The 26,457-nt window shown below is 44.2% G+C and carries 22 protein-coding genes and 5 tRNA genes; 3 read left to right on the top strand and 24 right to left on the bottom strand.

Annotated features, from left to right (window positions below):
* Nucleotides 1–23 precede the first annotated feature (23 nt).
* Both rpsG and rpsL read right to left on the bottom strand, forming a co-directional pair.
* On the bottom strand, nucleotides 24–500 hold the full coding sequence (rpsG, locus tag CIK88_RS02790) for a 30S ribosomal protein S7 (protein WP_094434496.1): 477 nt from the start codon (nucleotides 498–500) through the stop codon (nucleotides 24–26).
* Nucleotides 501–650: 150 nt separating this feature from the next.
* On the bottom strand, nucleotides 651–1,031 hold the full coding sequence (gene rpsL, locus CIK88_RS02785) for a 30S ribosomal protein S12 (RefSeq protein ID WP_094391143.1): 381 nt from the start codon (nucleotides 1,029–1,031) through the stop codon (nucleotides 651–653).
* A 669-nt stretch (nucleotides 1,032–1,700) separates the two neighbouring features.
* Between rpsL and CIK88_RS02780 the strand changes: the two genes are divergently transcribed.
* Nucleotides 1,701–2,351: a hemolysin III family protein gene (locus CIK88_RS02780; RefSeq protein ID WP_094391142.1), complete on the top strand. Its 651-nt coding sequence runs from the start codon at nucleotides 1,701–1,703 to the stop codon at nucleotides 2,349–2,351.
* A gap of 505 nt (nucleotides 2,352–2,856) precedes the next feature.
* Here the strand turns inward: CIK88_RS02780 and CIK88_RS02775 are convergent.
* From CIK88_RS02775 to CIK88_RS02665, 22 genes are all read right to left on the bottom strand, one after another.
* Complete coding sequence (locus CIK88_RS02775) at nucleotides 2,857–3,474, bottom strand: fimbrillin family protein (protein WP_256387689.1); 618 nt, start codon at nucleotides 3,472–3,474, stop codon at nucleotides 2,857–2,859.
* A 30-nt stretch (nucleotides 3,475–3,504) separates the two neighbouring features.
* Entirely contained in the window at nucleotides 3,505–3,762 is a 258-nt protein-coding gene (locus CIK88_RS02770; RefSeq protein WP_094391140.1) for a hypothetical protein, read from the bottom strand.
* A 1,036-nt stretch (nucleotides 3,763–4,798) separates the two neighbouring features.
* On the bottom strand, nucleotides 4,799–5,311 hold the full coding sequence (locus CIK88_RS02760) for a nitroreductase family protein (protein ID WP_094434382.1): 513 nt from the start codon (nucleotides 5,309–5,311) through the stop codon (nucleotides 4,799–4,801).
* Nucleotides 5,312–5,646: 335 nt separating this feature from the next.
* On the bottom strand, nucleotides 5,647–9,975 hold the full coding sequence (gene rpoC / locus CIK88_RS02755; protein WP_094391137.1) for a DNA-directed RNA polymerase subunit beta': 4,329 nt from the start codon (nucleotides 9,973–9,975) through the stop codon (nucleotides 5,647–5,649).
* 46 nt (nucleotides 9,976–10,021) lie between these two features.
* Complete coding sequence (gene rpoB, locus CIK88_RS02750; protein ID WP_094434380.1) at nucleotides 10,022–13,834, bottom strand: DNA-directed RNA polymerase subunit beta; 3,813 nt, start codon at nucleotides 13,832–13,834, stop codon at nucleotides 10,022–10,024.
* Nucleotides 13,835–13,965: 131 nt separating this feature from the next.
* Nucleotides 13,966–14,346: a 50S ribosomal protein L7/L12 gene (gene rplL / locus CIK88_RS02745; protein WP_094391135.1), complete on the bottom strand. Its 381-nt coding sequence runs from the start codon at nucleotides 14,344–14,346 to the stop codon at nucleotides 13,966–13,968.
* A gap of 50 nt (nucleotides 14,347–14,396) precedes the next feature.
* Complete coding sequence (rplJ, locus tag CIK88_RS02740) at nucleotides 14,397–14,912, bottom strand: 50S ribosomal protein L10 (protein WP_094434378.1); 516 nt, start codon at nucleotides 14,910–14,912, stop codon at nucleotides 14,397–14,399.
* 19 nt (nucleotides 14,913–14,931) lie between these two features.
* Nucleotides 14,932–15,624 (bottom strand): 50S ribosomal protein L1, encoded by a 693-nt coding sequence (rplA, locus tag CIK88_RS02735; protein ID WP_094391133.1) that lies wholly within the window; start codon nucleotides 15,622–15,624, stop codon nucleotides 14,932–14,934.
* A gap of 21 nt (nucleotides 15,625–15,645) precedes the next feature.
* The gene (rplK, locus tag CIK88_RS02730) at nucleotides 15,646–16,086 is read right to left on the bottom strand and encodes a 50S ribosomal protein L11 (protein ID WP_094391132.1); all 441 of its coding nucleotides are present in this window, start codon (nucleotides 16,084–16,086) and stop codon (nucleotides 15,646–15,648) included.
* Nucleotides 16,087–16,182: 96 nt separating this feature from the next.
* Nucleotides 16,183–16,728, bottom strand: a complete 546-nt coding sequence (gene nusG / locus CIK88_RS02725) for a transcription termination/antitermination protein NusG (protein ID WP_094434376.1) — start codon at nucleotides 16,726–16,728, stop codon at nucleotides 16,183–16,185.
* 20 nt (nucleotides 16,729–16,748) lie between these two features.
* Complete coding sequence (gene secE / locus CIK88_RS02720; RefSeq protein WP_094391130.1) at nucleotides 16,749–16,940, bottom strand: preprotein translocase subunit SecE; 192 nt, start codon at nucleotides 16,938–16,940, stop codon at nucleotides 16,749–16,751.
* Nucleotides 16,941–16,955: 15 nt separating this feature from the next.
* Nucleotides 16,956–17,028, bottom strand: a tRNA-Trp gene (locus tag CIK88_RS02715).
* Nucleotides 17,029–17,107: 79 nt separating this feature from the next.
* Nucleotides 17,108–18,298 carry an elongation factor Tu gene (tuf, locus tag CIK88_RS02710; protein ID WP_094391129.1) on the bottom strand — a complete coding sequence of 397 codons (1,191 nt, stop codon included), beginning with the start codon at nucleotides 18,296–18,298 and terminating at the stop codon, nucleotides 17,108–17,110.
* Between the two features lie 57 nt (nucleotides 18,299–18,355).
* A tRNA-Thr gene (locus tag CIK88_RS02705) sits at nucleotides 18,356–18,427 on the bottom strand.
* Nucleotides 18,428–18,435: 8 nt separating this feature from the next.
* Nucleotides 18,436–18,508: transfer RNA gene (locus CIK88_RS02700), tRNA-Gly, on the bottom strand.
* Nucleotides 18,509–18,529: 21 nt separating this feature from the next.
* Nucleotides 18,530–18,612 (bottom strand) — tRNA-Tyr (locus tag CIK88_RS02695).
* Nucleotides 18,613–18,677: 65 nt separating this feature from the next.
* Nucleotides 18,678–18,751: transfer RNA gene (locus CIK88_RS02690), tRNA-Thr, on the bottom strand.
* Nucleotides 18,752–18,851: 100 nt separating this feature from the next.
* A complete protein-coding gene (gene hpf / locus CIK88_RS02685) occupies nucleotides 18,852–19,151 on the bottom strand; it encodes a ribosome hibernation-promoting factor, HPF/YfiA family (protein ID WP_094391299.1) in 300 nt (99 codons plus the stop codon).
* Between the two features lie 45 nt (nucleotides 19,152–19,196).
* A complete protein-coding gene (gene xerA, locus CIK88_RS02680) occupies nucleotides 19,197–20,078 on the bottom strand; it encodes a site-specific tyrosine recombinase/integron integrase (protein WP_094434374.1) in 882 nt (293 codons plus the stop codon).
* Nucleotides 20,079–20,161: 83 nt separating this feature from the next.
* A complete protein-coding gene (rpsU, locus tag CIK88_RS02675; RefSeq protein ID WP_094391127.1) occupies nucleotides 20,162–20,353 on the bottom strand; it encodes a 30S ribosomal protein S21 in 192 nt (63 codons plus the stop codon).
* 120 nt (nucleotides 20,354–20,473) lie between these two features.
* Nucleotides 20,474–22,264 (bottom strand): aminopeptidase P family protein, encoded by a 1,791-nt coding sequence (locus CIK88_RS02670; protein WP_371591485.1) that lies wholly within the window; start codon nucleotides 22,262–22,264, stop codon nucleotides 20,474–20,476.
* Between the two features lie 657 nt (nucleotides 22,265–22,921).
* Entirely contained in the window at nucleotides 22,922–25,309 is a 2,388-nt protein-coding gene (locus CIK88_RS02665; protein ID WP_158214626.1) for an outer membrane beta-barrel family protein, read from the bottom strand.
* A gap of 174 nt (nucleotides 25,310–25,483) precedes the next feature.
* Between CIK88_RS02665 and CIK88_RS02660 the strand changes: the two genes are divergently transcribed.
* Nucleotides 25,484–26,179: a type IIL restriction-modification enzyme MmeI gene (locus CIK88_RS02660; protein WP_094434370.1), complete on the top strand. Its 696-nt coding sequence runs from the start codon at nucleotides 25,484–25,486 to the stop codon at nucleotides 26,177–26,179.
* Nucleotides 26,131–26,271: a hypothetical protein gene (locus CIK88_RS12750; protein WP_371591484.1), complete on the top strand. Its 141-nt coding sequence runs from the start codon at nucleotides 26,131–26,133 to the stop codon at nucleotides 26,269–26,271. The genes CIK88_RS02660 and CIK88_RS12750 overlap by 49 nt, the downstream gene beginning before the upstream one ends.
* Nucleotides 26,272–26,457: the final 186 nt, after the last annotated feature.

Here is a 26,457-nt window from a genome sequence, read left to right as displayed (position 1 = left end):
TCTTTCTTCTCCTTGTATTATAATTAGAATCTGAAGTGGGCAAAAGCACGGTTAGCCTCAGCCATGCGATGCATGTCCTCCTTGCGCTTGTAGGCACCACCCTGATTGTTAAATGCGTCCATAATCTCAGCAGCAAGCTTGTCAGCCATTGACTTACCGCTACGCTTGCGTGCAAAAGAAATCATATTCTTCATAGAGATACTCTCCTTGCGATCGGGACGGATTTCAGTAGGAACCTGAAAGGTTGCACCACCGATACGACGACTCTTAACCTCAACCTGAGGAGTGATGTTGTCGAGAGCCTGCTTCCAAATCTCAAGAGCAGATTTCTCTTCATTCTGCATCTTAGCCTTTACGGTTTCAAGAGCATTGTAGAAAATCTCATAAGAGATAGATTTCTTACCATCATACATCAGATGGTTAACGAACTTAGACACTTTTTTGTCATTGAAGACTGGATCTGGAAGGATCACACGCTTCTTTGGTTTTGCTTTTCTCATTTTTTGTTTTTTTGTTTTGTTGTCTGCGTGGGGCTGTTCTTGCTTGTTCTTCAACGCTCTCACATGAGCATTTACTCAACCTGTCTATAACAATTCTCCAGCAAAACGTTTTACTTTTGATTTTTCGAGCCAAATAACCCTCACCGGCTATTATTTCTTGGCCTTAGGACGCTTAGCACCATACTTAGAACGACGCTGTGTACGGCTTGCAACACCTGCGGTATCAAGAGTACCACGAACGATGTGATAACGTACACCAGGAAGGTCCTTCACACGTCCACCGCGAACGAGAACGATTGAGTGCTCCTGCAAGTTGTGTCCTTCTCCAGGAATGTAAGAGTTTACCTCTTTCTGGTTTGTCAGACGTACACGGGCTACCTTACGCATAGCCGAATTAGGCTTCTTAGGAGTCGTTGTATATACACGAACGCAAACTCCACGACGCTGAGGACATGAATCCAAAGCGGGAGATTTGCTCTTCTCAACGAGCACCTTTCTGCCTTTTCTTACCAATTGTGAAATTGTAGGCATAATTGTTTGTTTTTAATTTATTATATTGTTTGTTATTACTCAACTTGACATAGCTACCCCATTGATATTAGGCGCTTTTGGGGTGCAAAGGTACTAACTTTTTGCCTAACTACCTAATATATAAGAGACAAATACAACCTGCATTTTTATTATTTAACATTTTATAAGTGTTTTTGCAATATTTAACAGATAAAAGTTCTATAAAAACAGAGAAAGAGAGGATTACCATAACTCATCAGCAAGCTTTTGTCAACTCAACCACAAATTTGTTTCCGCCCACAGCAACACAGTCCTCACATCATTCCAAGTAAAGCAAGCCGCACTTGCTAATCTCGCACAAGAAGGAAATCCTTACCGCCTTTTCTCGCACAAGCGTCATCGGGCTTCGGGATGCATTCGGGATGCATTCGGGTCGTCACTACTTTTCTACACACGAAACTTCTGAAGACGTACAAAGCAAGTCCCAAGCAAGTCCCAAGCAAGTCCTAAGCAAGTCCAACGTAAACCTTAGGTAAGTTCAGACTCTATCAAATGAATACACGATAATATAATGTACGCGCGTATAGAAGCATGCGATCCATATAATATATACGAAACAAAATATTATTATTCAGACTTTATCACTTCATTTTCCTAATAAACCAAAAATATTTCGTATCTTTGCAAACGATGGCTATAAGATACACACATAAAGAAGAACTTTGGAACACATGGTCACACGCTGGCGGCATACTATTAGGCTTGGCGTTCGGCATTGTGTTTCTCGTCATGGCATTCAAAGGTGACAACCCTTGGGCACGCCTCGGCGTGTGTCTCTATCTCTTTGGCATGTTAGGATCATATATGGCATCCACAGCATACCATGCACTCCCCAGACATTCAAAGTGGAAAGAACGGTTGCGCAAATGGGACCACGCTGCCATCTACTGGCACATAGCAGGCAGCTACTCCCCTCTTACACTTATTGCGCTACGCAGCCAAGGCTACTGGGGATGGTCGCTGTTCACCTTTGTGTGGCTTTGTGCCATAGTCGGCACCGCCATCAGTTTCATCAAGCTCAAGGAGCATTCTAATCTTGAGACATTTTGTTTCGTAGGCATGGGCCTTTCTGTTCTTGTGGCATTCAAGCCATTGATCGACTCCGTATCTACTGCTGCTGTGGCATGGATTATTGCTGAAGGAGTAGCCTATATTACCGGTGCAGTATTCTATTCGCTCAACAAGAAACGATATATGCACAGCGTTTTCCACTTCTTCGTCTTAGCTGGCAGCATCTGCCACATCATCGCCGTATGGGACGTACTGATGGAATATCTCTAACGTCAAGCAGAAAAGACCATTTTCATTATATATACTCCCATAAAGCCATCAATACCTGCACCAACAGAATTGCATTATAAAGAACTAAAGATTGCAAACTGCGATAAATGATACTCACAGACCATCAGACAACCGATTAAGGATTGTTATCAATAAACGATATGGCAACTTATTGATTGACTACTGATCTTTTATCAAAAGCGTTTTGCTATTCAATGTGCAGAACTTATAAAAAAATCCGTAGAAAAGTTAATAGAACCTAAAAATAATCTCAAAGACGGACAAGGACAGACATTTGGGTTTTGTGATGTTGTATCTTTGCAACCGTACCTAAGGATGATTTCCAAAACAAAAAGATACCTTTGCAACAAGCCATTTATCGTACAATATAAAACAACGCAATTATATTAACAGGCATCACTTCCAACGCCCCCAACTGGATACAACAGAAGAACCATGCTTTTTCGCTTAACACACGATTGCTTCTCATTCGTCATTCGTTAGTCTATCGAAGACCGATCGAGAACCGAACGAGGATATGTCGAAGACCGAACGAAAGAGGATCGAGAGTCGAACGAGAAACTTTCGAATACACGACGAGGAACCGTTCAAACCTAACGAGAATGGGAGCAAAATCATAGTCACTCTGTCCATTCACTCCTTTTATAGTGATACGTTTCACCTTTCCTGATATCATTTCTGCATCTACGGCAAAGGTAAGGGCAGTAAGGGTATGGCTGAAAGCAAGCTCCACAAGTTTGCTGGCAGTAGAAATGTTATAAGCAATAGCTTCGTTTTTGGCTACAATAAAATCGGGGTGATGGTCTATATCCGTATCTGCCACGTAGCGGATGACTTTATTCTTGGCGAAATCAGCAGCTGTAGATATATAAGACAAGGCGGCACGCTGATAAAGTGCATAAGCATAAAACGACAGAGATCCTTCGGTAGGCCACATCTCGTTGCCTGCGGTAAACCAGTTGTTACCGCTCTTGGTGACTTGCTGATCATGATACAAGGAAGAAATAGTAGAACCTTTGGTGTAAACGGCACTCACGCCGAAATTCCCTACCTCAGCGGCATCATTTAATGCGCAACGGGTTTGTGTACAGGGGAGGGTAATTATCCCCCCCTCAATTCTTCATTGTCAGTTTCAATAGCATGCGATAGAGAGGGTGTCGAGTTGGCCTTCTGCCTCTAGCACCATCTGCTCTTGGGCAAGTGCTGCCGACTCAGACACAGCCCCACGAGTTTTTTCACCTCCGTTCCATCCTTTCTGCAACATAGCAGTAAAGCAAATCTTCTTGTCAGACATACCGTTGTTCTGCAACCCATCGCTCTCAGAGCAGGAGATGGCGGTAAAAGCCAAGAGCATGCCAACAAATTTGCAACAGTTTAATTTTTGTTTCATATAAAAATAATAAGAGTTAGATTCTACTTTTTCTTTGATTTCTTCTCATTTCACCAATACATAAGCGTTTCCGGATGCAAGGTGATACATTATTTTCTTTATCCACAAATTATACATCCATGAAATGATATTTGGTATAACATCCATATAATAAGGTATGCGTGCGCACACACGTATGCACGCACACGCGACGTAGCAAATAATCGACCATCGACCACCGATATGGGATAACACATTGTAAGATATACGATTAAGTGGGTGGTCGAAAATCTTATAACGGCATTATCGACCACCATTCTATCATCTGTTGGTAAGCCATCACATCTCTGGAGAAATTGGTTGTTCCTGCTTGATGATGAACGGCTTGATATTTATCAACACCTTGCCAAACGTTGGATAACACTTTTATCAAACATTGGATAACACCTTTATCAAACGTTGGATAACACCTTTATCAAACGTCGGATAACACCTTTATCAAACGTTGGATAACACCTTTATCAAACGTTGAAAACACTCTTGCCAAACATTGGATAATACCTTTATCAAACGTTGAAAACACTCTTGCCAAACGTTGGGCAATACTTTTGCCTAATATTGAAATGCTTTGGCAAAATATCGGGCTATACCTTATTTATAATAAAAGCGCACTTTTGATTAACTTGCATTTAGATGATAGGAATGTTGACATGAAGGTTTTGCGGGTGTTCGTTGGTGTTCGATTGGTGTTCGGAAACCCTCAAAATACGAACGCCGAACACCATCTAAGACCGCTATCATACAACAGATTACGGCATGACAGGTGTTCGATGTTCGATTTATTTCCGAAAACTCAAATTCTGGATTGATATGAGGCTACCTACTATACAAGTCTTTTTATACGTTCAAGACTATAAAGCCCATGCATGACAAAAGAAAACTGCTGTCCATTATCATATATTCGTTTGTGGTTGTTCAAATATACAAAAATGTTCAGCAGTTTTGTTTTGTTCTATATTGATTTGATTACTCCATTTCCCAGATAAACCAGATATTTTTATATCACATCCATAATATCCGTTAATGGCTTGCGCTTTTTCTCCGCTTTCGGACAGTCAGGAGCAACATGTCCTATAGGAACTACCACCACAACTTCAAAACCGTCACGACCAAAATATTGTTGCATCTTATCTGTATCATAATTGCACACCCAACATGTACCAAGTCCACGCTCTGTAGCAGCCAGACATAAATGCTCTGCAGCAATGGCCACATCAACGTCACCATGTGGTTTACCATCATACTTGCGAACCCAGTTTTCCTCAACATTCTTCATGCCGATAATATACATCGGAGCAGTCTTGAACCATTCACGATCATAACACTCCTGCAACTTGCTTTTGCCTTCGTCGCTCCTCACCGCGATCCAATGCCAAGGCTGTTTATTGACAGCAGATGGGGCCATACGCACACATTCCATCACATATTCTAAATCCTCATGAGATACTATCTCGGAAGTAAATTTACGAACCGAGAAACGTTCTCGGCACAAGTTTAATATATTCTCCATATTCAATTCATTTATACTTTTAACATTTCATGAATTAGTTTTCATGTGCGAATTTACGAATAATCGTGCTAATAACAAAGGAATAATTCAAGTATTTATAGTAGGCATCATGTATGCGTTCTTAATAGTTTACTCAATACCCAGGAATGATCCGAAGGGATAACAATACTATTGACAGGACCAAATTGAAAGAAACTTTGCAGAGAAGCCAAATCCAACTAAGCATGATGCCTATATAGAAATAACATGCCTATATAGAAATAACATACAAAAAAACGCTGCTACCGTCCTTTCAGACAATAGCAGCACTTTGATCTATTAGTCAGGAGCGAGAATTATTTCTCGTCCATTGCAGGTTCGTTGGCAAAGTCAAGCACATTTTTCTTATTAGCTTGCATGCGCTCATACTCTTCTTTCGAGCCTACGATAATCTTTTCAAATTCGCGAAGACCAGTTCCGGCTGGAATCAAGTGACCAGTAATCACATTCTCCTTCATGCCCTCAAGGTAATCAACCTTACCACGGATAGCAGCTTCGTTGAGCACCTTAGTGGTTTCCTGGAACGATGCAGCCGACATGAACGACTTGGTCTGAAGAGCGGCACGGGTGATACCCTGCAGAATCTGGGTAGAGGTAGCAGCAACAGCATCACGTACCTGAACCAATTTAAGGTCGCGACGCTTCAGCATTGAGTTCTCGTCGCGCAGTTTGCGTGCGGTAACAATTTGACCTTTCTGAAGGTTCTCTGAGTCACCAGCATCTACAACAACTTTCTTGCCCCAGATACGATCGTTCTCTTCTGCAAAGTCGAGTTTATCAACAATCTCCTGCTCAAGGAATGAGGTATCGCCTGGATCGTTGATCTGTACCTTACGCATCATCTGGCGTACGATAATCTCGAAGTGCTTATCGTTAATCTTCACACCCTGCAGACGATACACATCCTGTACTTCATTCACGATATATTCCTGTACAGCCGTGGGACCCTTGATAGCAAGGATGTCTGCTGGAGTAATAACACCATCTGACAGCGGAGTTCCTGCACGTACGGCATCGTGTTCCTGTACCAGAATCTGCTTAGACAACGATACGAGATACTTGCGCTGCTCACCAGTCTTTGATGTAACGATGATTTCACGGTTACCGCGCTTCACCTTACCCATGGTTACCTCACCATCAATTTCAGATACAATGGCTGGGTTACTTGGGTTACGTGCCTCGAACAACTCTGTTACTCGAGGCAGACCACCCGTAATGTCACCACCCTTGGCAGCTGCACGAGGAATCTTAACGAGGGTCTCACCCGTTTTAATAGTCTGACCATCTTCAACTACTACGTGACCACCCACAGGGAAGTTGTATGTTCCAGCAACCTCACCGTTAGCGTCAATAATATCACAGGTAGGTACCTTAGACTTGTCTTTCGACTCGGTGACAATCTTTTCAGTAAGACCTGTGGTTTCGTCGGTCTCGGCACGGTAAGTAATACCTTCAATTACATCGTGGAACTTCAAGGTTCCTGCGTATTCAGAAACGATGACGGCGTTAAACGGATCCCACTGTGCAAGTTTGTCGCCCTTCTTAACCAAAGCTCCATGCTTGAAATAGAGAGAAGAACCGTAAGGTACGTTCATCGAAGAAAGAACGATATTGGTATTGGGATCTACGAAACGTACTTCACCCAGACGGCTGACAACCATCTCACATTCGCGACCATCTTCATCAAATGGTACGGTACGTACTTCCTCAAATTCGATACGAGAGTCATTTTTCACCACGATGCTGGCATTGGCAGCAGCATTGGCAGCCACACCGCCGGCGTGGAACGTACGAAGAGTAAGCTGTGTACCTGGTTCACCAATAGCCTGAGCAGCAATCACACCGACAGCCTCACCCTTCTGTACCATACGACGAGTGGCAAGGTTGCGTCCGTAACACTTCATGCAGACACCATGCTTCGACTCACAAGTAAGCACAGAACGGATTTCAACACTCTCAATGGGCGAATCTTCAATAGCCTGTGCAATTGGCTCAGTTATTTCCTCACCGGCAGCAACGATAAGTTCTCCGGTTGAAGGATGAATAATATCATGAACAGATACACGACCGATAATACGCTCATAGAGAGTTGAAATGACTTCATCACCATTCTTCAATGCAGTGCAAACGAGTCCGCGCAGTGTACCACAGTCTTCCTCGTTGATGATCACATCATGGGAAACGTCAACCAGACGACGTGTCAGATAACCGGCGTCGGCTGTTTTCATAGCGGTATCGGCAAGACCCTTACGTGCACCATGGGTAGAGATGAAGTACTCCAGCACTGACATACCTTCCTTAAAGTTCGACAGAATTGGGTTCTCAATAATCTGTGCACCCTCAGCACCAGCTTTCTGCGGTTTGGCCATCAGACCACGCATACCTGAAAGCTGACGAATCTGGTCTTTACTACCACGGGCTCCAGAGTCGAGCATCATGAATACGGCATTGAAACCCTGGTCGGCCTCTGTCATTTCCTTCATCAGCACATTACCAAGGTCGTTATTGATATGTGTCCAGGTATCAATTACCTGATTATAACGTTCGTTGTCGGTAATGAAACCCATGTTATAGTTTTCGGTAATTTGACGGATTTCCTCATTACCCTTAGCTACAAGGTCCTTCTTAGATTCCGGAATAATGATATCGTCAAGGTTGAACGAAAGTCCTGCCTCATAAGCCATACGATAACCAAGGTTCTTGATACCATCAAGGAACTCACAGGCTTCAGCAAAACCTACATTCTTAATCACATCAGCAATGATATCGCGAAGTGACTTCTTAGACACGATCTTGTTGACAAAGCCAACCTCTTCAGGAATGATACCGTTTACGATAACACGACCAACAGAAGTCTCCACCAAATGGCGGACAGGTTTGCCATCAATACGGTCATCAACCATAACCTTCACTTGAGCGTGGAGGTCACAACGACCTTCGTTGTATGCAATGATAGCCTCTTCTGGACCATAGAAAGTCAAGCCTTCACCCTTGGCACCTGGACGGATCTTAGAAATATAATAAAGACCGAGCACCATATCCTGTGAAGGTACGGTGATAGGAGCTCCATTGGCAGGGTTCAGGATATTGTGGCTCTGAAGCATCAGAATCTGTGCTTCAAGCACGGCCTCATTGCTCAATGGGAGATGGACAGCCATCTGGTCACCATCAAAGTCGGCGTTAAATGCAGTACATGCCAATGGGTGAAGCTGAATAGCCTTACCCTCAATCAGTTTGGGTTGGAAGGCCTGAATACCGAGACGGTGAAGTGTTGGCGCACGGTTGAGCAACACAGGATGTCCTTTCATTACATTCTCAAGGATATCCCAAATTACCGGTTCACGACGGTCAACAATCTTCTTGGCAGACTTCACAGTCTTTACAATTCCACGCTCAATGAGCTTGCGGATGATGAATGGCTTATAGAGCTCGGCAGCCATCAACTTAGGCAGGCCACACTCACCCATCTTCAATTCAGGACCTACTACGATTACAGAACGCGCAGAATAGTCAACACGTTTACCGAGCAAGTTCTGACGGAAACGTCCTTGCTTACCTTTCAGCGAATCGCTAAGAGACTTGAGCGGACGATTGCTCTCACTCTTCACAGCTGAAGACTTACGACTGTTGTCGAAGAGAGAGTCAACAGCCTCCTGCAACATACGCTTCTCATTGCGCAGAATAACCTCAGGAGCCTTAATTTCCATCAGTCGCTTCAAACGATTGTTACGAATGATGACACGACGATATAGGTCGTTGAGGTCGGAAGTAGCGAAACGACCACCATCCAGTGGAACGAGTGGACGCAACTCAGGAGGAGTTACAGGGATAATTTTCATTATCATCCACTCAGGACGGTTGATGCCCTTCTCTACACTATTGCGGAAAGCTTCAACAACCTGCAGACGCTTCAAAGCCTCATTCTTGCGCTGCATAGACGAGTCGCTGTTGGCACGGTCACGCAGTTCATACGACAGAGAGTCGAGGTCAAGACGGACGAGAAGGTCATAGATAGCCTCTGCACCCATCTTGGCAATAAACTTATTGGGATCGCTATCATCGAGATAGTCGTTCTCGATAGAAATCTGGTTCTCGATGATATCGTTATACTCATCTTCTGTGAGCAGGTCGTACATATTCGAACCTACTGCTGCATTTCCTTCTGCATCCTGACGGCCAGCCATAACACCAGGCTGGATGACAACATATCGCTCGTAGTAGATGATAGAGTCGAGTTTCTTTGTAGGCAGCCCCAACAGATAACCAATCTTATTAGGCAAGCTGCGGAAATACCAAATATGGGCAACCGGAACTACCAACTCGATATGACCAGCACGTTCACGGCGAACCTTCTTCTCAGTCACCTCTACTCCGCATCGGTCACAAACAATACCCTTATAGCGAATGCGCTTATACTTACCGCAGGCACACTCATAGTCCTTTGTAGGACCGAAGATGCGCTCGCAGAACAGACCGTCGCGCTCAGGCTTATAGGTGCGATAGTTGATGGTCTCAGGCTTGGTCACCTCACCGCAGGAGTTCTCAAGGATCTCCTCTGGTGAAGCCAGACCGATGGTAATCTTGGTAAAATTACTCTTTATCTTTGATTCTTTCTTGAAAGCCATATTTCAATACTTAATATACTTTGTTCTTTGTTCGTTAACTCACAGATTAATCCATCTTGATACTTAGACCAAGACCCTTCAACTCATGCAACAATACATTGAGTGATTCGGGGATGTCGGGAGTTGGCATGGGATCGCCCTTGACAATAGCCTCGTAGGCCTTGCTGCGTCCAACCACGTCGTCTGACTTGATGGTAAGGATCTCCTGAAGCACATGACTGGCTCCGAAGGCTTCCAATGCCCAGACCTCCATTTCTCCAAAACGCTGACCACCGAACTGTGCCTTACCTCCAAGAGGTTGCTGAGTGATGAGACTGTACGGACCGATAGAACGGGCGTGCATCTTGTCTTCTACCATGTGGCCGAGTTTGAGGAAGTATGTGATACCGATAGTAGCAGGCTGGTCAAATCGCTCACCGGTCTCACCATCATACAGATGTGTTGAGCAGAGGCGTGGCAGACCTGCTTTGTCGGTCCATTCTGCGAGGTCGTCAAGTTTTGCACCATCGAAGATTGGAGTAGCAAACTTCACACCGAGACGTTTACCTGCTGCACCAAGGATAGCCTCAAAAATCTGTCCAAGGTTCATACGAGAAGGCACACCCAGTGGGTTAAGTACCAAGTCAACTGGACGACCATCCTCCAAGAACGGCATATCTTCCTGGCGAACTACCTTAGACACAATACCCTTGTTACCGTGACGTCCGGCGAGTTTATCACCGACACCAATCTTACGTTTCTTGGCAACATATACCTTACCCATCTGCAGGATTCCTGAAGGCAGTTCATCACCGATGGTAATGGCAAACTTCTTACGCTTCATCTCTGCATCAAGGAGTTTGTACTTCTTCATAAAGTTGGTAATCAACTGAGCGATCATCTTGTTGTTGTGATCATCCTCGGTCCAGTTGCTCACCTGTACATCACCATACTCCAGGTTCTTCAGGTTGGTCATAGTAAACTTACTACCCTTAGAAATGATTTCGGCACCAGTATAGTCTTTCACACCTTGTGAAACTTTACCATCTGTCAATACCAGAAGTTTCTCTACAAGAATATCCTTCAGATCTTCTATCTTGGCATTGTGCTCTTCATCAATTTTTGCAAGCTTAACCTTGTCCTGCTGTTTGTCCTGACGAGTCTTAGTAGCACGGGTAAAGAGTTTCTTGTCGATAACAACACCTGTCAATGAAGGATTAGCCTTCAGTGAAGAGTCTTTCACATCACCAGCCTTGTCACCGAAGATGGCACGCAGCAATTTTTCTTCAGGTGAAGGATCGCTCTCACCCTTTGGTGAAATCTTACCAATCAAGATGTCACCTGGTTCTACACGGGCACCAACACGGATGATACCATTCTCATCGAGATCCTTAGTAGCTTCTTCACTAACATTGGGAATATCAGAAGTGAACTCTTCAGCACCACGCTTAGTTTCGCGTACATCAAGAGAGTATTCATCAACGTGTACAGAGGTCAGTACGTCCTCACGAACAATACGCTCGTTCAATACGATAGCATCCTCATAGTTGTAACCCTTCCAAGGCATATAGGCAACGAGCAGGTTGCGGCCAAGAGCCAGTTCACCGTTCTCGGTAGCATATCCTTCCGTAAGGATGTCGCCCTTCTTCACACGCTGTCCCTTGTCACAAATAGGACGAAGGTCAATAGTCATGTTCTGGTTGGTACGACGGAACTTCGGAATACGGTATTCCTTAAGGGCTGGTTCGAAACTAACGAACTCCTCATCCTCTGTGCGATCATAGAGCACACGAATAGTAGTTGCATCAACATAATCGATTACACCCTCGCCTTCTGCAGTAACCATGGTGCGGCTGTCCTCACATACCTGCTTCTCAATACCAGTACCAACGATAGGAGCCTCGTTATGAAGCAAAGGTACGGCCTGACGCATCATGTTCGATCCCATCAGTGCACGGTGAGCATCGTCATGCTCCAAGAAAGGAATAAGCGAAGCCGCAATAGATGCAATCTGCTGTGGAGAAACGTCAATCAAGTCAACTTCTGTTGGTGGAACAACAGGGAAGTCCGCATCTTGACGACATTTCACTACTTCACGAATGAATGTTCCGTCGTCGTTCAGCGGTGCATTACCTTGACCGATTACGTGGTTTTCTTCTTCCTCAGCAGTCAGATATAGTATTTCATCATTTTTGAGGTTGGCCACACCATTTTCTACCTTACGATATGGAGTTTCGATGAAGCCAAGCTCATTAATCTTAGCATATACACACAATGAAGAAATAAGTCCGATGTTAGGTCCTTCAGGACTTTCGATAGGACATAGACGACCATAGTGAGTATAGTGTACGTCACGTACCTCGAATCCAGCACGCTCACGAGACAGACCACCAGGACCAAGGGCAGAAAGACGACGTTTGTGGGTTACCTCTGCCAATGGGTTAGTCTGGTCCATGAACTGCGACAATGGGTTAGTACCAAAGAACGAGTTGATGACACTCGAAATAGTCTTGGCATTGATCAAATCTATAGGAGTGAACACCTCATTGTCACGAACATTCATACGCTCACGAATAGTACGACTCATACGAGCAAGACCTACAGAGAACTGATTGCCCAACTGCTCACCAACAGTGCGAACACGACGGTTTGAGAGGTGGTCAATATCATCGACAGTAGCCTTTGAGTTGATCAACTGAATCAGATACTTTATAATCTCGATAATATCCTCCTTAGTCAGTACACGTACAGACATGTCAGTATCAAGACCAAGTTTCTTGTTGATACGGTAACGACCCACATCACCCAAGTCATAACGTTTGTCTGAGAAGAACAAGTTCTGAATCACCTCACGTGCAGATGCATCATCCTGAGGATCTGCATTACGCAACTGGCGATAAATATACAGAATAGCTTCTTTTTCTGAGTTACTGGGGTCCTTCTGCAAAGTATTGAAGATGATAGAGAAATCCTGAGCCTGATTCTCATTTTTATGAACGAGAATGGTCTGTGCACCACACTCAAGAATCTCAGCAACGTTATCTTCTGTGATTTCGGTCTCACGCTCCATCATCACTTCGTTACGCTCGATAGATACTACTTCACCTGTATCTTCATCAACAAAGTCCTCGTTCCAGCTCTTCAACACACGAGCTGCAAGCTTACGACCGATAACCTTCTTCAGAGAAGTTTTGTTAACCTTCACCTCTTCAGCCAGGTCGAAAATCTCAAGGATGTCCTTATCATTCTCGAAACCGATTGCACGCAGCAAGGTAGTAACAGGCAATTTCTTCTTACGGTCGATGTAAGCATACATCACACTATTAATATCAGTAGCAAACTCAATCCAAGAACCCTTGAACGGAATGATACGGGCACTATAAAGCAAAGTACCATTGGCATGAACGCTCTGTCCGAAGAACACACCAGGAGAACGGTGCAACTGCGAAACTACTACGCGCTCAGCGCCATTGATAACAAACGTACCATTATCGGTCATATAGGGAATAGGACCAAGGAATACGTCCTGAATCACAGTACTGAAATCCTCATGATCGGGGTCTGTACAATAAAGTTTCAGTTTAGCTTTCAAGGGTACGCTATATGTCAATCCACGTTCCAGACATTCGTCGATGGTATAACGCGGGGGATCAATATAGTAATCCAGGAACTCAAGAACGAAATTATTACGTGTGTCGGTGATAGGGAAGTTCTCTGAAAACACCTTATACAAACCGTCATTCTTGCGTTCCTCAGGTGGAGTATCCAGCTGCAGGAAATCTTTGAATGACTTTAATTGCACATCGAGGAAATCCGGATATGGTAACGGATTCTTGACGCTGCCAAAGTTTACTCTGTTGTTTACTACTTTTGAAGCCATATATTATAATGTGTGATGTTCTAGAAATATAGAGTGTTCTAGAAATTTCTAGAACTTTACTTGTAAGACACAAAAAGGTTAAGAACCTCCGACTGGGAAGTCCTTAACCAATTCTTTATTGTTGTGCTAAATTATTTCAGCTCAACTACGGCACCTGCACCTTCGATAGTCTTCTTCAGGTTCTCAGCCTCGTCCTTTGCCATGCCCTCTTTCAGAGTAGCAGGAGCACCGTCAACGAGATCCTTAGCTTCCTTCAGACCGAGACCACAAGCTTCCTTAACAGCCTTAACAACCTGGAGCTTGTTAGCGCCTACTTCTTTCAGAACTACGTCGAAAGAAGTCTTCTCTTCAGCAGCCTCAGCACCACCTGCAGCGGCGGGACCAGCAGCAACTGCAACAGCTGCAGCGGCGGGCTCAATTCCATACTCGTCCTTCAGGACAGTTGCCAACTCTTGTACTTCTTTAACTGAGAGGTTTACCAACTCTTCAGCAATAGCTTTAATATCTGCCATTTTATTCTAATTTTTTAATGTTTTTAAATGTTATTTGTTATACGTTTCGCTTATTTATTACGCTCAGCGATAGCGTCTAGCAGGCCATGGATTTTACCACCAGCGTTGAGACCAGATACAACAGTCTTGATAGGTGACTGCAGCAAAGCCATAACATCGGCGATAAGTTCGTTCTTGCTCTTGATAGAAACCAGTTCTTCGAGTTTGTCTGCACCTACGAAGAAACCTTCTTCAGCGTATGCAGCCTTGAAAGCAGGAATACCTTCCTTCTTGTACTCTTTCAGCAACTTTGCAGGAACATTAGCAGTCTCACAGAAGAGGAGCGCAGTATTTCCTTTCAAGCAACCATACAATGGCTCGAAATCAATCTCAGAAGCCTCGAAAGCCTTGTGAAGCAACTTATTCTTCACAACCACCATTTTAATCTCGCTCTTAAAGCACTTGCGACGAAGATCGCTTGTTTTTTCAGCGTTCAGTCCAGTTACGTCAACGAGATAGAAATGAGGATACTTTTTGAGGTATTCTCCGAGTTCTACAATAATAGTATCTTTTACTTCCTTTTTCATTTTACTAAACTTTTACGAGTTATTCAACTGATTTAGGATCTACCTTAATACCTGCACTCATAGTGCTTGAGATAAAGATACTCTTAATGTATGTACCCTTGGCAGCAGCAGGCTTCAACTTAATGATAGTCTGAATGAACTCTTTTGCGTTCTCGAAAATTTGATCAGCAGTGAATGTAACCTTACCGATTGACGTGTGCACGATACCTGCCTTGTCAACCTTAAAGTCGATCTTACCCTGCTTAACTTCCTTAACTGCCTTAGCAACGTCCATAGTCACAGTACCACTCTTTGGGTTAGGCATCAATCCACGTGGGCCGAGGATACGGCCGAGAGGACCAAGTTTACCCATGCAAGAAGGCATTGTGATGATAACATCAACATCAGTCCAACCAGCTTTGATCTTGTTGATATACTCATCAAGACCAACGTAGTCAGCTCCAGCTTCCTTAGCGGCAGCTTCCTGATCGGGAGTACAGAGAGCCAGAACTCGTGTCACCTTACCAGTACCGTTCGGCAGCGAAACAACGCCACGAACCATCTGATTGGCTTTACGAGGATCTACGCCCAAGCGTACGTCGATATCGAGAGATGCCTCGAACTTAGTGGTGGTAATTTCCTTCACCAGCTCTGCGGCCTCTTTCAAAGAGTATGCCTTCCCTGCTTCAACCTTACCAGCTACCAACTTTTGATTTTTTGTCAGTTTACTCATTGTTCAAATTGAAGTTATTTGTTATTTACCAGGGAAGTCCCCTTTTACAGTGATACCCATACTTCTTGCTGTACCAGCGATCAGCTTCATAGCTGACTCAATGGTAAAACAGTTCAAGTCGCTCATCTTGTCCTCAGCGATTGCGCGTACCTGTTCCCAAGTAACAGCAGCAACCTTCTTACGGTTAGGCTGAGCAGAACCTCCCTTGATCTTGGCAGCCTCCAAGAGCTGGATAGCAGCGGGAGGAGTCTTGATCACGAAGCTAAATGACTTGTCTGCATAGTAAGTGATAACAACTGGCAAAACCTTACCAGCCTTATCCTGGGTTCTGGCGTTGAACTCTTTGCAGAATCCCATGATATTAATACCCTTAGAACCCAAAGCAGGACCTACGGGGGGAGAAGGATTCGCAGCGCCACCTTTAATCTGTAATTTGATTAATCCAGCAACTTCTTTAGCCATTTCTGTTTGTAATTATTTTAATTTTGTTATATAAGCCATCAGAGTGGAAGCCTCTAACAACCGTATATACGAAGTGGACATACCGTAACTTATGTCCTATTCTTTCTCTACTTGTGTGAATGCGAGTTCGAGTGGTGTTTTTCTTCCAAAGATCTTCACCATTACCTTCAACTTGCGTTTGTCTGCGTTAACTTCTTCAATGACACCACTGAATCCGCTGAAAGGACCATCGATGACCTTTACAGTATCATCCACATTGTATGGGATGGCAACATCAGTATTTTCAATGGAAGATTCCTCTGCTGTACCAAGTATTCTGTTGATATCGGCCTGTCTCACCACTTCAGGGTGATCCAAACCACCAAGAAAACCAAGTACATTGGGAATGAAACGAAGCATGTGTGCCACTTCACCTTGCAGGCGGGCCTGAATAAGGACATACCCCGGAAGGAAAAGTTTTTCTTTAATAACACGCTTACCATTGCGCATCATTGCATATTTCTCTGTAGGCAGAAGGATTTCCCCAACGGAAGCATTGAGCACATCGTTATGCTTCTTAGCAGCTTCGATGAACTCTTTTACTTTGCCTTCTTTTCCACTTACAGCACGCAGGACGTACCAATTCATTCCTGACTCAGACATCTTTATGTATTATCTAACAATTAGTTGGGATAAACTAAACTCATGATGGCTTTGAATGCGATATCCATCAACCATACTATAATTGCAATAATCAAAGAAGCTGTAAGTACCAACACAGCACTTTGTGTCAATTCCTTACGCGTCGGCCATGTCACCTTATGTACGAGTTCGTCATAACATGACTTGCAGTAATTTGCTATTGATTTAAACATATCTTCTTGTTTTAGCACGGGAAGGAGGACTCGAACCCACGACCCTCGGTTTTGGAGACCGATGCTCTACCAACTGAGCTATTCCCGTAAGTAGCCCCTGCCCTGAAGAGCAGGGGCTTTATAGTCAATTCCTAAAGTTTGTCTCGTAAGAGAAAAACTGCTTAGAATTAGTCTTCGAAAACTTCAGTAATCTGACCAGAACCAACGGTGCGACCACCTTCGCGGATAGCGAAGCGCAGACCCTGGTTCAGAGCAACAGCGTAGATGAGCTCAACAGTGATCTCAACGTTGTCACCAGGCATTACCATTTCAACTCCCTCGGGAAGAGTGATTTCACCGGTGCAGTCCATGGTACGGAGATAGAACTGAGGACGATATTTGTTTCCGAATGGAGTGTGACGACCACCCTCTTCTTTCTTCAGAACGTAGATAGAAGCCTTGAACTTCTTGAAAGGCTTGATCTGTCCAGGATGGCAGAGTACCATACCACGTTTGATCTCGTTCTTATCGATACCACGGAGAAGCAGACCTACGTTATCACCAGCACGACCCTCATCAAGGATCTTACGGAACATTTCTACACCAGTTACAACTGACTTCTTGTCTTCACCAAGACCGAGCAGTTCAACTTCGTCACCAACGTGGATAACACCAGTTTCGATACGACCGGTAGCAACAGTACCACGACCTGTGATTGAGAATACGTCCTCGATAGGCATCAAGAAAGGCTTGTCAGTATCACGTGGAGGCTCCTGAATCCAAGTATCACAGGTATCCATCAGCTCCATAACTTTGTCAACCCATTTTTCAACACCGTTCAATGCACCAAGTGCAGAACCGCGGATGATAGGAGTATCTTCTTCGAAATCGTACTGAGCGAGGATCTCTTGAACTTCCATTTCAACGAGTTCGAGCATTTCCTCATCCTCAACCATATCGCATTTGTTCAGGAATACAACCAGACGTGGAACGTTCACCTGACGAGCGAGCAGAACGTGCTCACGTGTCTGAGGCATAGGACCATCAGTTGCAGCAACAACAAGGATAGCACCGTCCATCTGAGCAGCACCAGTAACCATGTTCTTTACATAGTCGGCGTGTCCTGGGCAGTCAACGTGTGCGTAGTGACGGTTAGCGGTCTCATACTCGATGTGGGCAGAGTTAATGGTGATACCACGCTCTTTTTCCTCAGGAGCATTGTCAATCTGATCGAAAGACTTAACATCCTCTGTACCGAAACCCTTCTCGTGGAGAACCTTAGAGATGGCAGCAGTCAGAGTGGTCTTACCATGGTCAACGTGACCGATAGTACCGATGTTTACGTGCGGTTTGGTGCGCACAAAATTCTCTTTAGCCATAGCTTTTCTTTGTTATTATAATTAATGAATGTTCGATTTAAATCTTGTTTTCTCAAGAACTGTTACCGAGACTTGAACTCGGGACCTCTTCCTTACCAAGGAAGTGCTCTACCACTGAGCTATAACAGCAGGCTTAGAGCGGAAAACGGGGCTCAAACCCGCGACCCCCAGCTTGGAAGGCTAGTGCTCTATCAACTGAGCTATTTCCGCAATAGACTTCCTATTCGGAAGTGGGTGGTGATGGATTCGAACCACCGAAGTCGAAAGACAACAGATTTACAGTCTGCCCCATTTGGCCGCTCTGGAAACCACCCATTAAAAAAAATTCCGCTACTCCTTAACTTGCCATCAAATTGCTTGTGACCTTATTCTTTTTCTGAGCCTCTTGTCGGATTCGAACCAACGACCCCGAGATTACAAATCACGTGCTCTGGCCAACTGAGCTAAAGAGGCTTCTCTAAGCATCCACCTCCCGAAGGAGTTGCTAACTGTCGGAAAGCGGATGCAAAGGTAGGCATTATTTTTTAATTACCAAAACTTTTCGCGATTTTTTTTATCGATTACGCATTTTTTCTTTGATTTTCTGCAATTGAACCTTCAAAGAATCGACGCAAAGATCTGTTGCTTCCTCAAAAGTATCGCTTACTTTCTCTACGAAAACTCTATTCCCCGGAACATTAACAGTAATGCTCACCTCTTTATTTTGTGCTGTTGCTGGCTTCACAACTTTGCATACCACTTCTACGGCTTGGATATCTTCGTAGGTTTTTTCCAGTTTTGCTGTTTTCTTTTCGATGAATGCCTGCAGTTTGTCAGTTGCATCAAAGTGGATTGCTTGAATCTTAATTTCCATAGTTACCTCCATTTTTTAGGGTTAATACTATTTATATTTCACTTATCAGGCCCTTGGATGGGCTTTTTCATACACGCTTTTCAATTGTTCGAATGTTGCGTGTGTATAGATTTCCGTTGTTGCGATGCTCTCGTGTCCGAGCAGTTTGCGCACGCTTTCCAGTTCTGCGCCATTATTCAGCATGGCGGTAGCAAAGGAGTGTCGCAGCACGTGTGGTGATCTTTTCTGCTGTGTTGTGACTTTCGAGAGATTGTTTCTCACTATATTTTCCACCTGTCCCCTACTCACTCGCAGCCCTTTGTCGTTCACAAAGAGTGCTTCTGTATCACGCAGCGGTAGCGTTTCGCGTACTTGAAGATACTGCTGCAAGGTCTCGCAGAGTTCTTTTCCGAAAGGTACGACCCGCTGTTTATCTCGTTTACCGGTCACTTTGAGTTGCATATTGACGAAATCAACGTCATTCACATCAAGTCCGATAAGTTCTGCCAATCGTATTCCTGTAGAGTATAGCGTTAATATAATAGTACGCGCACGCATGTCTTTAACCGAATCGCCCCACATGTTGTCTTGATCCATGAGGCGATCCATATCTTTTTCGCGTATGAATTTGGGTAGTGGTTTTTTGAGCTTCGGTCCTTTGACGTAGTGCGAAGGATCTACTGCAACGATTCCGTATGCAAGTGCGTACCTATAAAAAGAACGCACGGCACTCAAACAGTTATTCACTGTTGATGCCATGGCGCCTTTATCCATCAAGCTCTCCATCCAGTCTCGGATGACATCGGAGTCTATTGTCTCCCATGAGAGCTGACTATCCCTAAGTTTAAAATACGACTCGAATTCCCTAAGGCTCTTGTCGTAGTTTCGCACTGTGAGTTCGGAGCGATTCCTCTCATAGCGCAGGTAGCTTAAGAATTTCCTGATCATAGACTCGTTGCATTACAGTTTTTATTTCGGCAACGAATTTACGCAAAAAATATCAAACCACCAAATTTTCGCTCTACTTTTTTTTATTCTTCAGTAGCGCGGAGCTTCTGTACGTAAATAGCGTGTTCCATCTTGAGGCGCTTCAGTACAGACGGCTTATCGAACTGTTGACGACGACGGAGTTCTTTCACAACGCCAGTCTTTTCGAACTTTCTCTTAAACTTTTTGAGGGCCTTTTCGATGTTCTCGCCTTCCTTTACCGGTACAATAATCATGTTCTTTTTGTTTTTATTATTTTAGTTAAACTTTTTATTCTGCCATTAAGCGGGTGCAAAATTACAACATATTTACGAATTGCGCAAGTTTTTTTTCGCTTTTTTGTGATTTTCACTCATTTACAACGGTTTCGTGGCTGTTTTCAGCCATGTTTTTTCATCTTCTGAAAGTATTGGTGCTAATCGGTCATATACCATTTGGTGATATTGGTTGAGCCAATCTATTTCTTCTGCCGACATCATTTCGCGAATAATGGGGCGTCTGTCGATGGGACAGAGCGTGAGGGTTTCAAACTTCAGGAAGGTGCCACATTCGGTTTGGAAAGCAGGAACCACAAGGAGTGTGTTTTCGATTCTGACGCCGAAACGGTCTTTGAGATAAATGCCCGGTTCGTCGGTCACGGTCATTCCTTCGCAGAGCGGTTGCGCCACATATTCCATCCGAATCTGATGCGGTCCTTCATGGACATTGAGGAAGCTTCCCACTCCGTGTCCTGTGCCATGCAGGAAGTTGTATCCGTGTTGCCAGAGGTCGCGACGTGCCACAGCGTCGAGTTGTGTTCCGCTTGCTCCTTTGGGGAATATGAGCATCTGCAACTGTATGTGTCCTTTGAGCACCAGCGTATAAACTTTCCGTTCTTCTTCTGTGAGTTCTCCGAATGCCAATGTTCTGGTGATATCTGTTGTGCCGTTCTGATATTGTGCGCCACTATCTATGAGCAGAAGACTTTTCCTTTGCAAGGGCACATCAGTTTCTTGAGTCGGTTCATAGTGCACAATAGCTCCATGTGGTCCGTATGCTGATATTGTATCAAAAGAGAGTCCGCGATAGAGTGGCTGTTCGGACCGTAGCTGTTCCAGTCGATCAGAAACGGTCAGTTCTGTCATTGTTCCATCTATGGTCTGTTCTTCCATCCATTTCAGAAACTTGACCAAAGCAGCTCCGTCTCGTTGCATTGCCAATCGGAATCCGTTCTGTTCAGCCTCGTTTTTCACAGCTTTCATAGCGGGAATGGGCGATGCTGCCTCAACGACAGGACGCGTCACCGCTTGTCGGAGCGTGTAACAAACCTCATCAGGATCCATCAGAATGTTATATTCCGGATAGTCTTTCAGTCCTTGTTTCACCTGATTATAGTCTGCCATGCGCACACCGAGTTTTGCGAGATAAGCCTTCACCTCGTCCCCTACTTTCTCCTTATATATAAATAAGGTGGCGCTTTGAGTGTCAATCAACAGGAACGAAACGAATAGCGGACAGCAATGGATGTCGTTGCCTCTGAGGTTTAGCGTCCAGGCAATATCATCCAGCGAAGCCACCAACATACCGTCTGCATGTTTTTCCCGAAGTGCTTTTCTTATTCGTTTCAGTTTTGAGGCAGCCTCTTCGCCCGCATATTCCATCGGTTGTATTTCTACGGGACAGAGAGGCACGGTCGGTCTATCTTTCCAGATACGCTGCAAGGGATCCCATGCTGTATGCAGCGTAATGCCCCCAAGTTGTTTGAGTTGAGATTTCAAGTTTTCCACCTCAGCCACTCCGTTGGTCATTCCATCTATTCCCACGGCTTTATCGTCCATGTCGGCAAGTTCGCTACCTATCCATTGTGCGACTGTTGGTGTTTCGGGCATTTTCAGTTTCATCAACTGGTATTCTGTTCCTTTCAGTTGTTCTTCGGCAGCAATGAAATAGCGTGAGTCGGTCCATAGTGCCGCACTTTTCAGTGTGACCACCGCTGTACCCGCAGAACCATTGAATCCACTAATCCATTCGCGTCCTTTCCAATGTTCCGCAGTATATTCGCTATGATGAGGGTCTCCCGTAGTAAACACGAATGCGCTCAGATGTTCTCGGCGCATTTCCTCGCGTAGTACTTCCAGTCTTTTAGCTATAAGTTCTTTGTTCATCATCTCTCATTTTTCCAACAAAGGTAGTGCAAACCGAGAGAAACACAAAATAAATACTATTATTTATTTTTGATTCCGAGGTGCAGCCTACCTTGGACCACAGGTCAAAGGTAGTGCAAACCGAGAGAAACACAAAATAAATACTATTATTTAATTTTGGTTCCGAGGTGCAGCCTACCTTGGACCACAGGTCAAAGGTAGTGCAAACCGAGAGAAATACAAAGAAAAACTGGTTTTTCTTTTGATTAGCCCACGCGCCAAAACCGTCAATCTTAGAAAATTTATTTACTCGTATAATATATCATACGCGTTACAGTATTACAGTATTACAGTTTTCAAAAAGCTAAAACGATGGATTTGCAGCATATTTTCCTGCCAAAACCCTAAAAATCCATATTTCGAGCACTAAAAACCGTTTTCAAAAACTGTAATACTGTAATACTGTAACGGCAAAAAACTCCGTATTTTGACATTATTTATTTACACGTCAAAACCATTCGACATAATTTTCGCCCCATATTCACCTTCCATGCCTGTGCGCATCATTTCCCGAACAAGTCCCGAACAAGTCCCAAGTAAATCCCAAGTAAGTCCGAATCAATTTACGAACGATATAGGAAACAGATGGGAGACACTACAGTCAAGAAAGGGAAACGATAGTTATTGCGCCATTCGTCCTGCAGCCTCCTTTCCAGCACCAGTTCCTTTATATTTGCTTCCGCTGGCATTGAATGAATAGCGCAACGAGATGTTCAACCGATGGTTGCTCTGTGCAGAATTTTGGTTGAGGGTATAATAGCCACAATCCATATTGACTTTCTGTCGGGTACGCTGCAACACATCATCAACGGTTACTCGCAAGCACAGGGCATCGTTTTTCAGCCAACACTTCTGCGCCACAAATCCAAGATTACATACATTGTTCTTCAATCGGAAGTTCATACAGTCGCCCTTACGCTGGAAATAAAGATAAGACTCCAGTTGCCATTTATGTGGCAGTCGAAACACATTATTCAGATTTGCCACAAAAAATGGCCGGTTGTAGTGTACTGTTCTCACACCACTGGCTTCGCGAGGATCCGCCAAGGTCTGTTTCATGTCGAATTTCTGCATACCCACGGTCCAACTCGGCGAGTAGCACCCCCACGTCGGCGATGCTGTCAGGAATACCGATACACTCCTCACCGGCACATCGAGGTTACGGTTTTTGACGAGTATTACACCTTTATCATTATAGATATACGACCATTGAGTCAGCGCATCGTCAGTCCGTTCATAGTTAGCCATCAGATTAAGCCATTTCCATCGCGCATTTGCACCAATACTGTGAGTCTTGGCATTCTTCAGTTTAGGGTCGCCCGTTTGCAGCGAATAGGGATTGATATAGATAACAGCCTCATTGAGCATCCAGTAATTAGGACGTTGTGTCTTCATACTATAGCTGAGCGAAGTCTGTACCGCTCCCCACTGGTTTGCCCAAGAGAAGGAAGGAAACAGATCGTTGGTGTATCGTTCCAACGAGTTGTCATTGTTTATCCTATCCTTATAGTCAAATCCCACATGCTCATAGCGCAGTCCTGCACTCACACTTCCCACTTTAGGAATCTGACAGGCATACTCCACAAATGCGGCAATACTATTCTCCTTTACCTTCGAATCTGTGGTAGGCACGCCATCCATGGTAATCTGATAGAACGACCGTCGCGTCACCCGACTCATCTCCGACCCTACCTGCAACATACCTTTCCATACAGGATAACCCAACACCAGTTTGTCGGCAAACATCTGATTGGTGGTTTTACTATCCGACGTCATCGTGTTATTCTCCAGATTGACGCTTTCTTGAATATCACCATTTTCCTCTTTCTTATTGGTCAGGAAGTCGATATTGAGGTCGATATTGAGTTTCCCCACCTTACCGTTATAGAAGGCATTCCCTTCCCAGTTGTATGGATAGTGTTCATGGAGTTGTCCTTCTGTCACGTTGTTCGTCTCTTCCTTGCTATCGGGCTTGCCCACAATCATCTTCGTCATATAGGTTTTCTGCCATGCATCATAGCCCGAATCATAGTTCTTATGTTGTTCGATGCGCATACCCACGGTATGGTTTTCTGCCAGTTGCAAGTTGAATCCCACGTTCCAGCCCAAACCTTTTCCCGTCCAGTGGTTGAGCAGTCGGGTGTTTTGATCGATGCCAGTCAGTTGGTCGCCACTACGATAATAGCTCCACTGGTGGGGCGCACTATCATTCATCTGATCATGTTTCCATCCGTTCATCATGCCAAAGAGTTCAAAGGCTTTATAGCGATACCGCATATTCAGCGTACTCGATCCATCCCAATACCCATATCGCAGGTCGTTCTGTGAATTGGCAGTCAGATCAAAGCCGAATCCATTGCCCTGTCTGCGTATTGTCTTGATGCGCACCACAGCCGTCACAGTAGCATCATACTGTGCACCCGGATTGGTAATCACCTCCACTTCCTTGATTTCCTCGCTACGCAATCTGGTCAGTTCATCGGCATTTTGCATCTTTCTACCGTTAATATAATAAATAGGTGTGCCTTTCCCCAACACTTCCAAAGCATCGCCCTTCAATGTCATACCCGGCACTTTCGACAACATTTCTTTTGCCGAACCCGATTTCTCCAATACCGTTCCCTGTATGGCAGTCACCATCGAGTTTCCCGTGAGTTTGGTTTTGGGCAGACTTCCTTTCACGGTCACTTCCTGCAACATCTTCGCATCATCCTTTAGCACGACACGTCCTCCAAAGGTATGGGTATTGGCAAATGTCGTCTTATAGCCCACGCTGGTCACTTTTAGCACACCATGGTTTTCTGGTGTTTTGATAAGGAAATGTCCTGTTGCATCAGTTGTTGCACCTTGCACAAAGGCGGAATCACCTTCTGAAAGCAATACCACATTCACGAACTCAAGGGGTTGTCCTTGTTCATCGACCACGGTTCCTTCCACATCAGGCAAATGGGTTGCCATGACCATCATACTTACTACTGTCAACCATACAGTAAATGCAATTCTTTTCATTTCTTTCTTCGATTTATTGCTGCAAAGATACGCAGGTTCTGCGAATTGCATTTTCATATAAGGGAATAATGGTGTTTTTTACTAATCGGTGAAAATTTAGAAAAAAACGTCAAGCATATCAAACATTATCACTATCTTTGCATCACAGCAAAACCAACAGAACACCAATAGACTATGATTACTGAGAAACAACAAAAAGTTGCAGCCGCAGCCTTTGCCAAGAGATGGGAAGGTAAAGGCTATGAAAAAGGCGAGAGCCAAACCTTTTGGATAGAACTCCTTACTCAAATTTTCGATATAGAAACACCTTCTGAGTTTATCAAATTTGAAGAGAAGGCACACCTTGACCATACATCTTTTGTAGATGCTATGATTCACTCTACTCATGTAATGATAGAGCAGAAATCATTAGGTAAGAACCTTCGGCAACCCATCAAACAAGCAGACGGAACGCCACTTACTCCATATGAACAGGCACAACGATATCGTTTGGCTCTACCGTATTCACAGCAACCTCGATGGATTGTGACTTGCAATTTTGCTGAATTTGACATTTATGACATGGAGAACCCGAATGGAGAACCCTCTCGCATACTATTAAAAGATCTTGAACGAGAGTTCTATAGATTAGATTTTCTTGTTAAACAGCAAGGCATTCATCTTCAGAAAGAGTTAGAAGTGTCTATGAAGGCTAGTGAGATTGTTGGTAAACTGTATATATGTGATGTTCCAAAAATTGGTATTGGCAACAAACCTATTGATGGTGGAAACTACTTGTTTGAAAAAGAAGATCACTTGCGGATCTTTATGACCCAATACTCATGCCCAAGGAACTTCTTTTGGCACACCGCGAAAACGACAGAGCCGTAATGCAGGCCTATGGTTTCTCTACCAAAATGGTAGAAAGCGAGTGTGTAGCAACCCTCATCAAACTTCATGCTGATTGGGTAAAAAGACAGTAAAGCGTACTACTACTCTCATAAGCAACATCTATTTATGGAAACAATCTTAGTTGCAACATGGACTATTTGGTATGCCTACTGTAACAGTTTCAACAAAGAAATAACAAAAAAGAATATAGCCGAATCCCATCTATAGCCAATATATAGGAAATAGTTCTTCAAAAAGGACGGACAATTGCCACATGG

It is taken from the genome of Prevotella sp. P5-50 (assembly GCF_002251295.1).
In the GTDB taxonomy this organism is placed as follows: Bacteria; Bacteroidota; Bacteroidia; order Bacteroidales; family Bacteroidaceae; genus Prevotella.
This window is presented reverse-complemented; position numbering and strand designations above follow the sequence as displayed.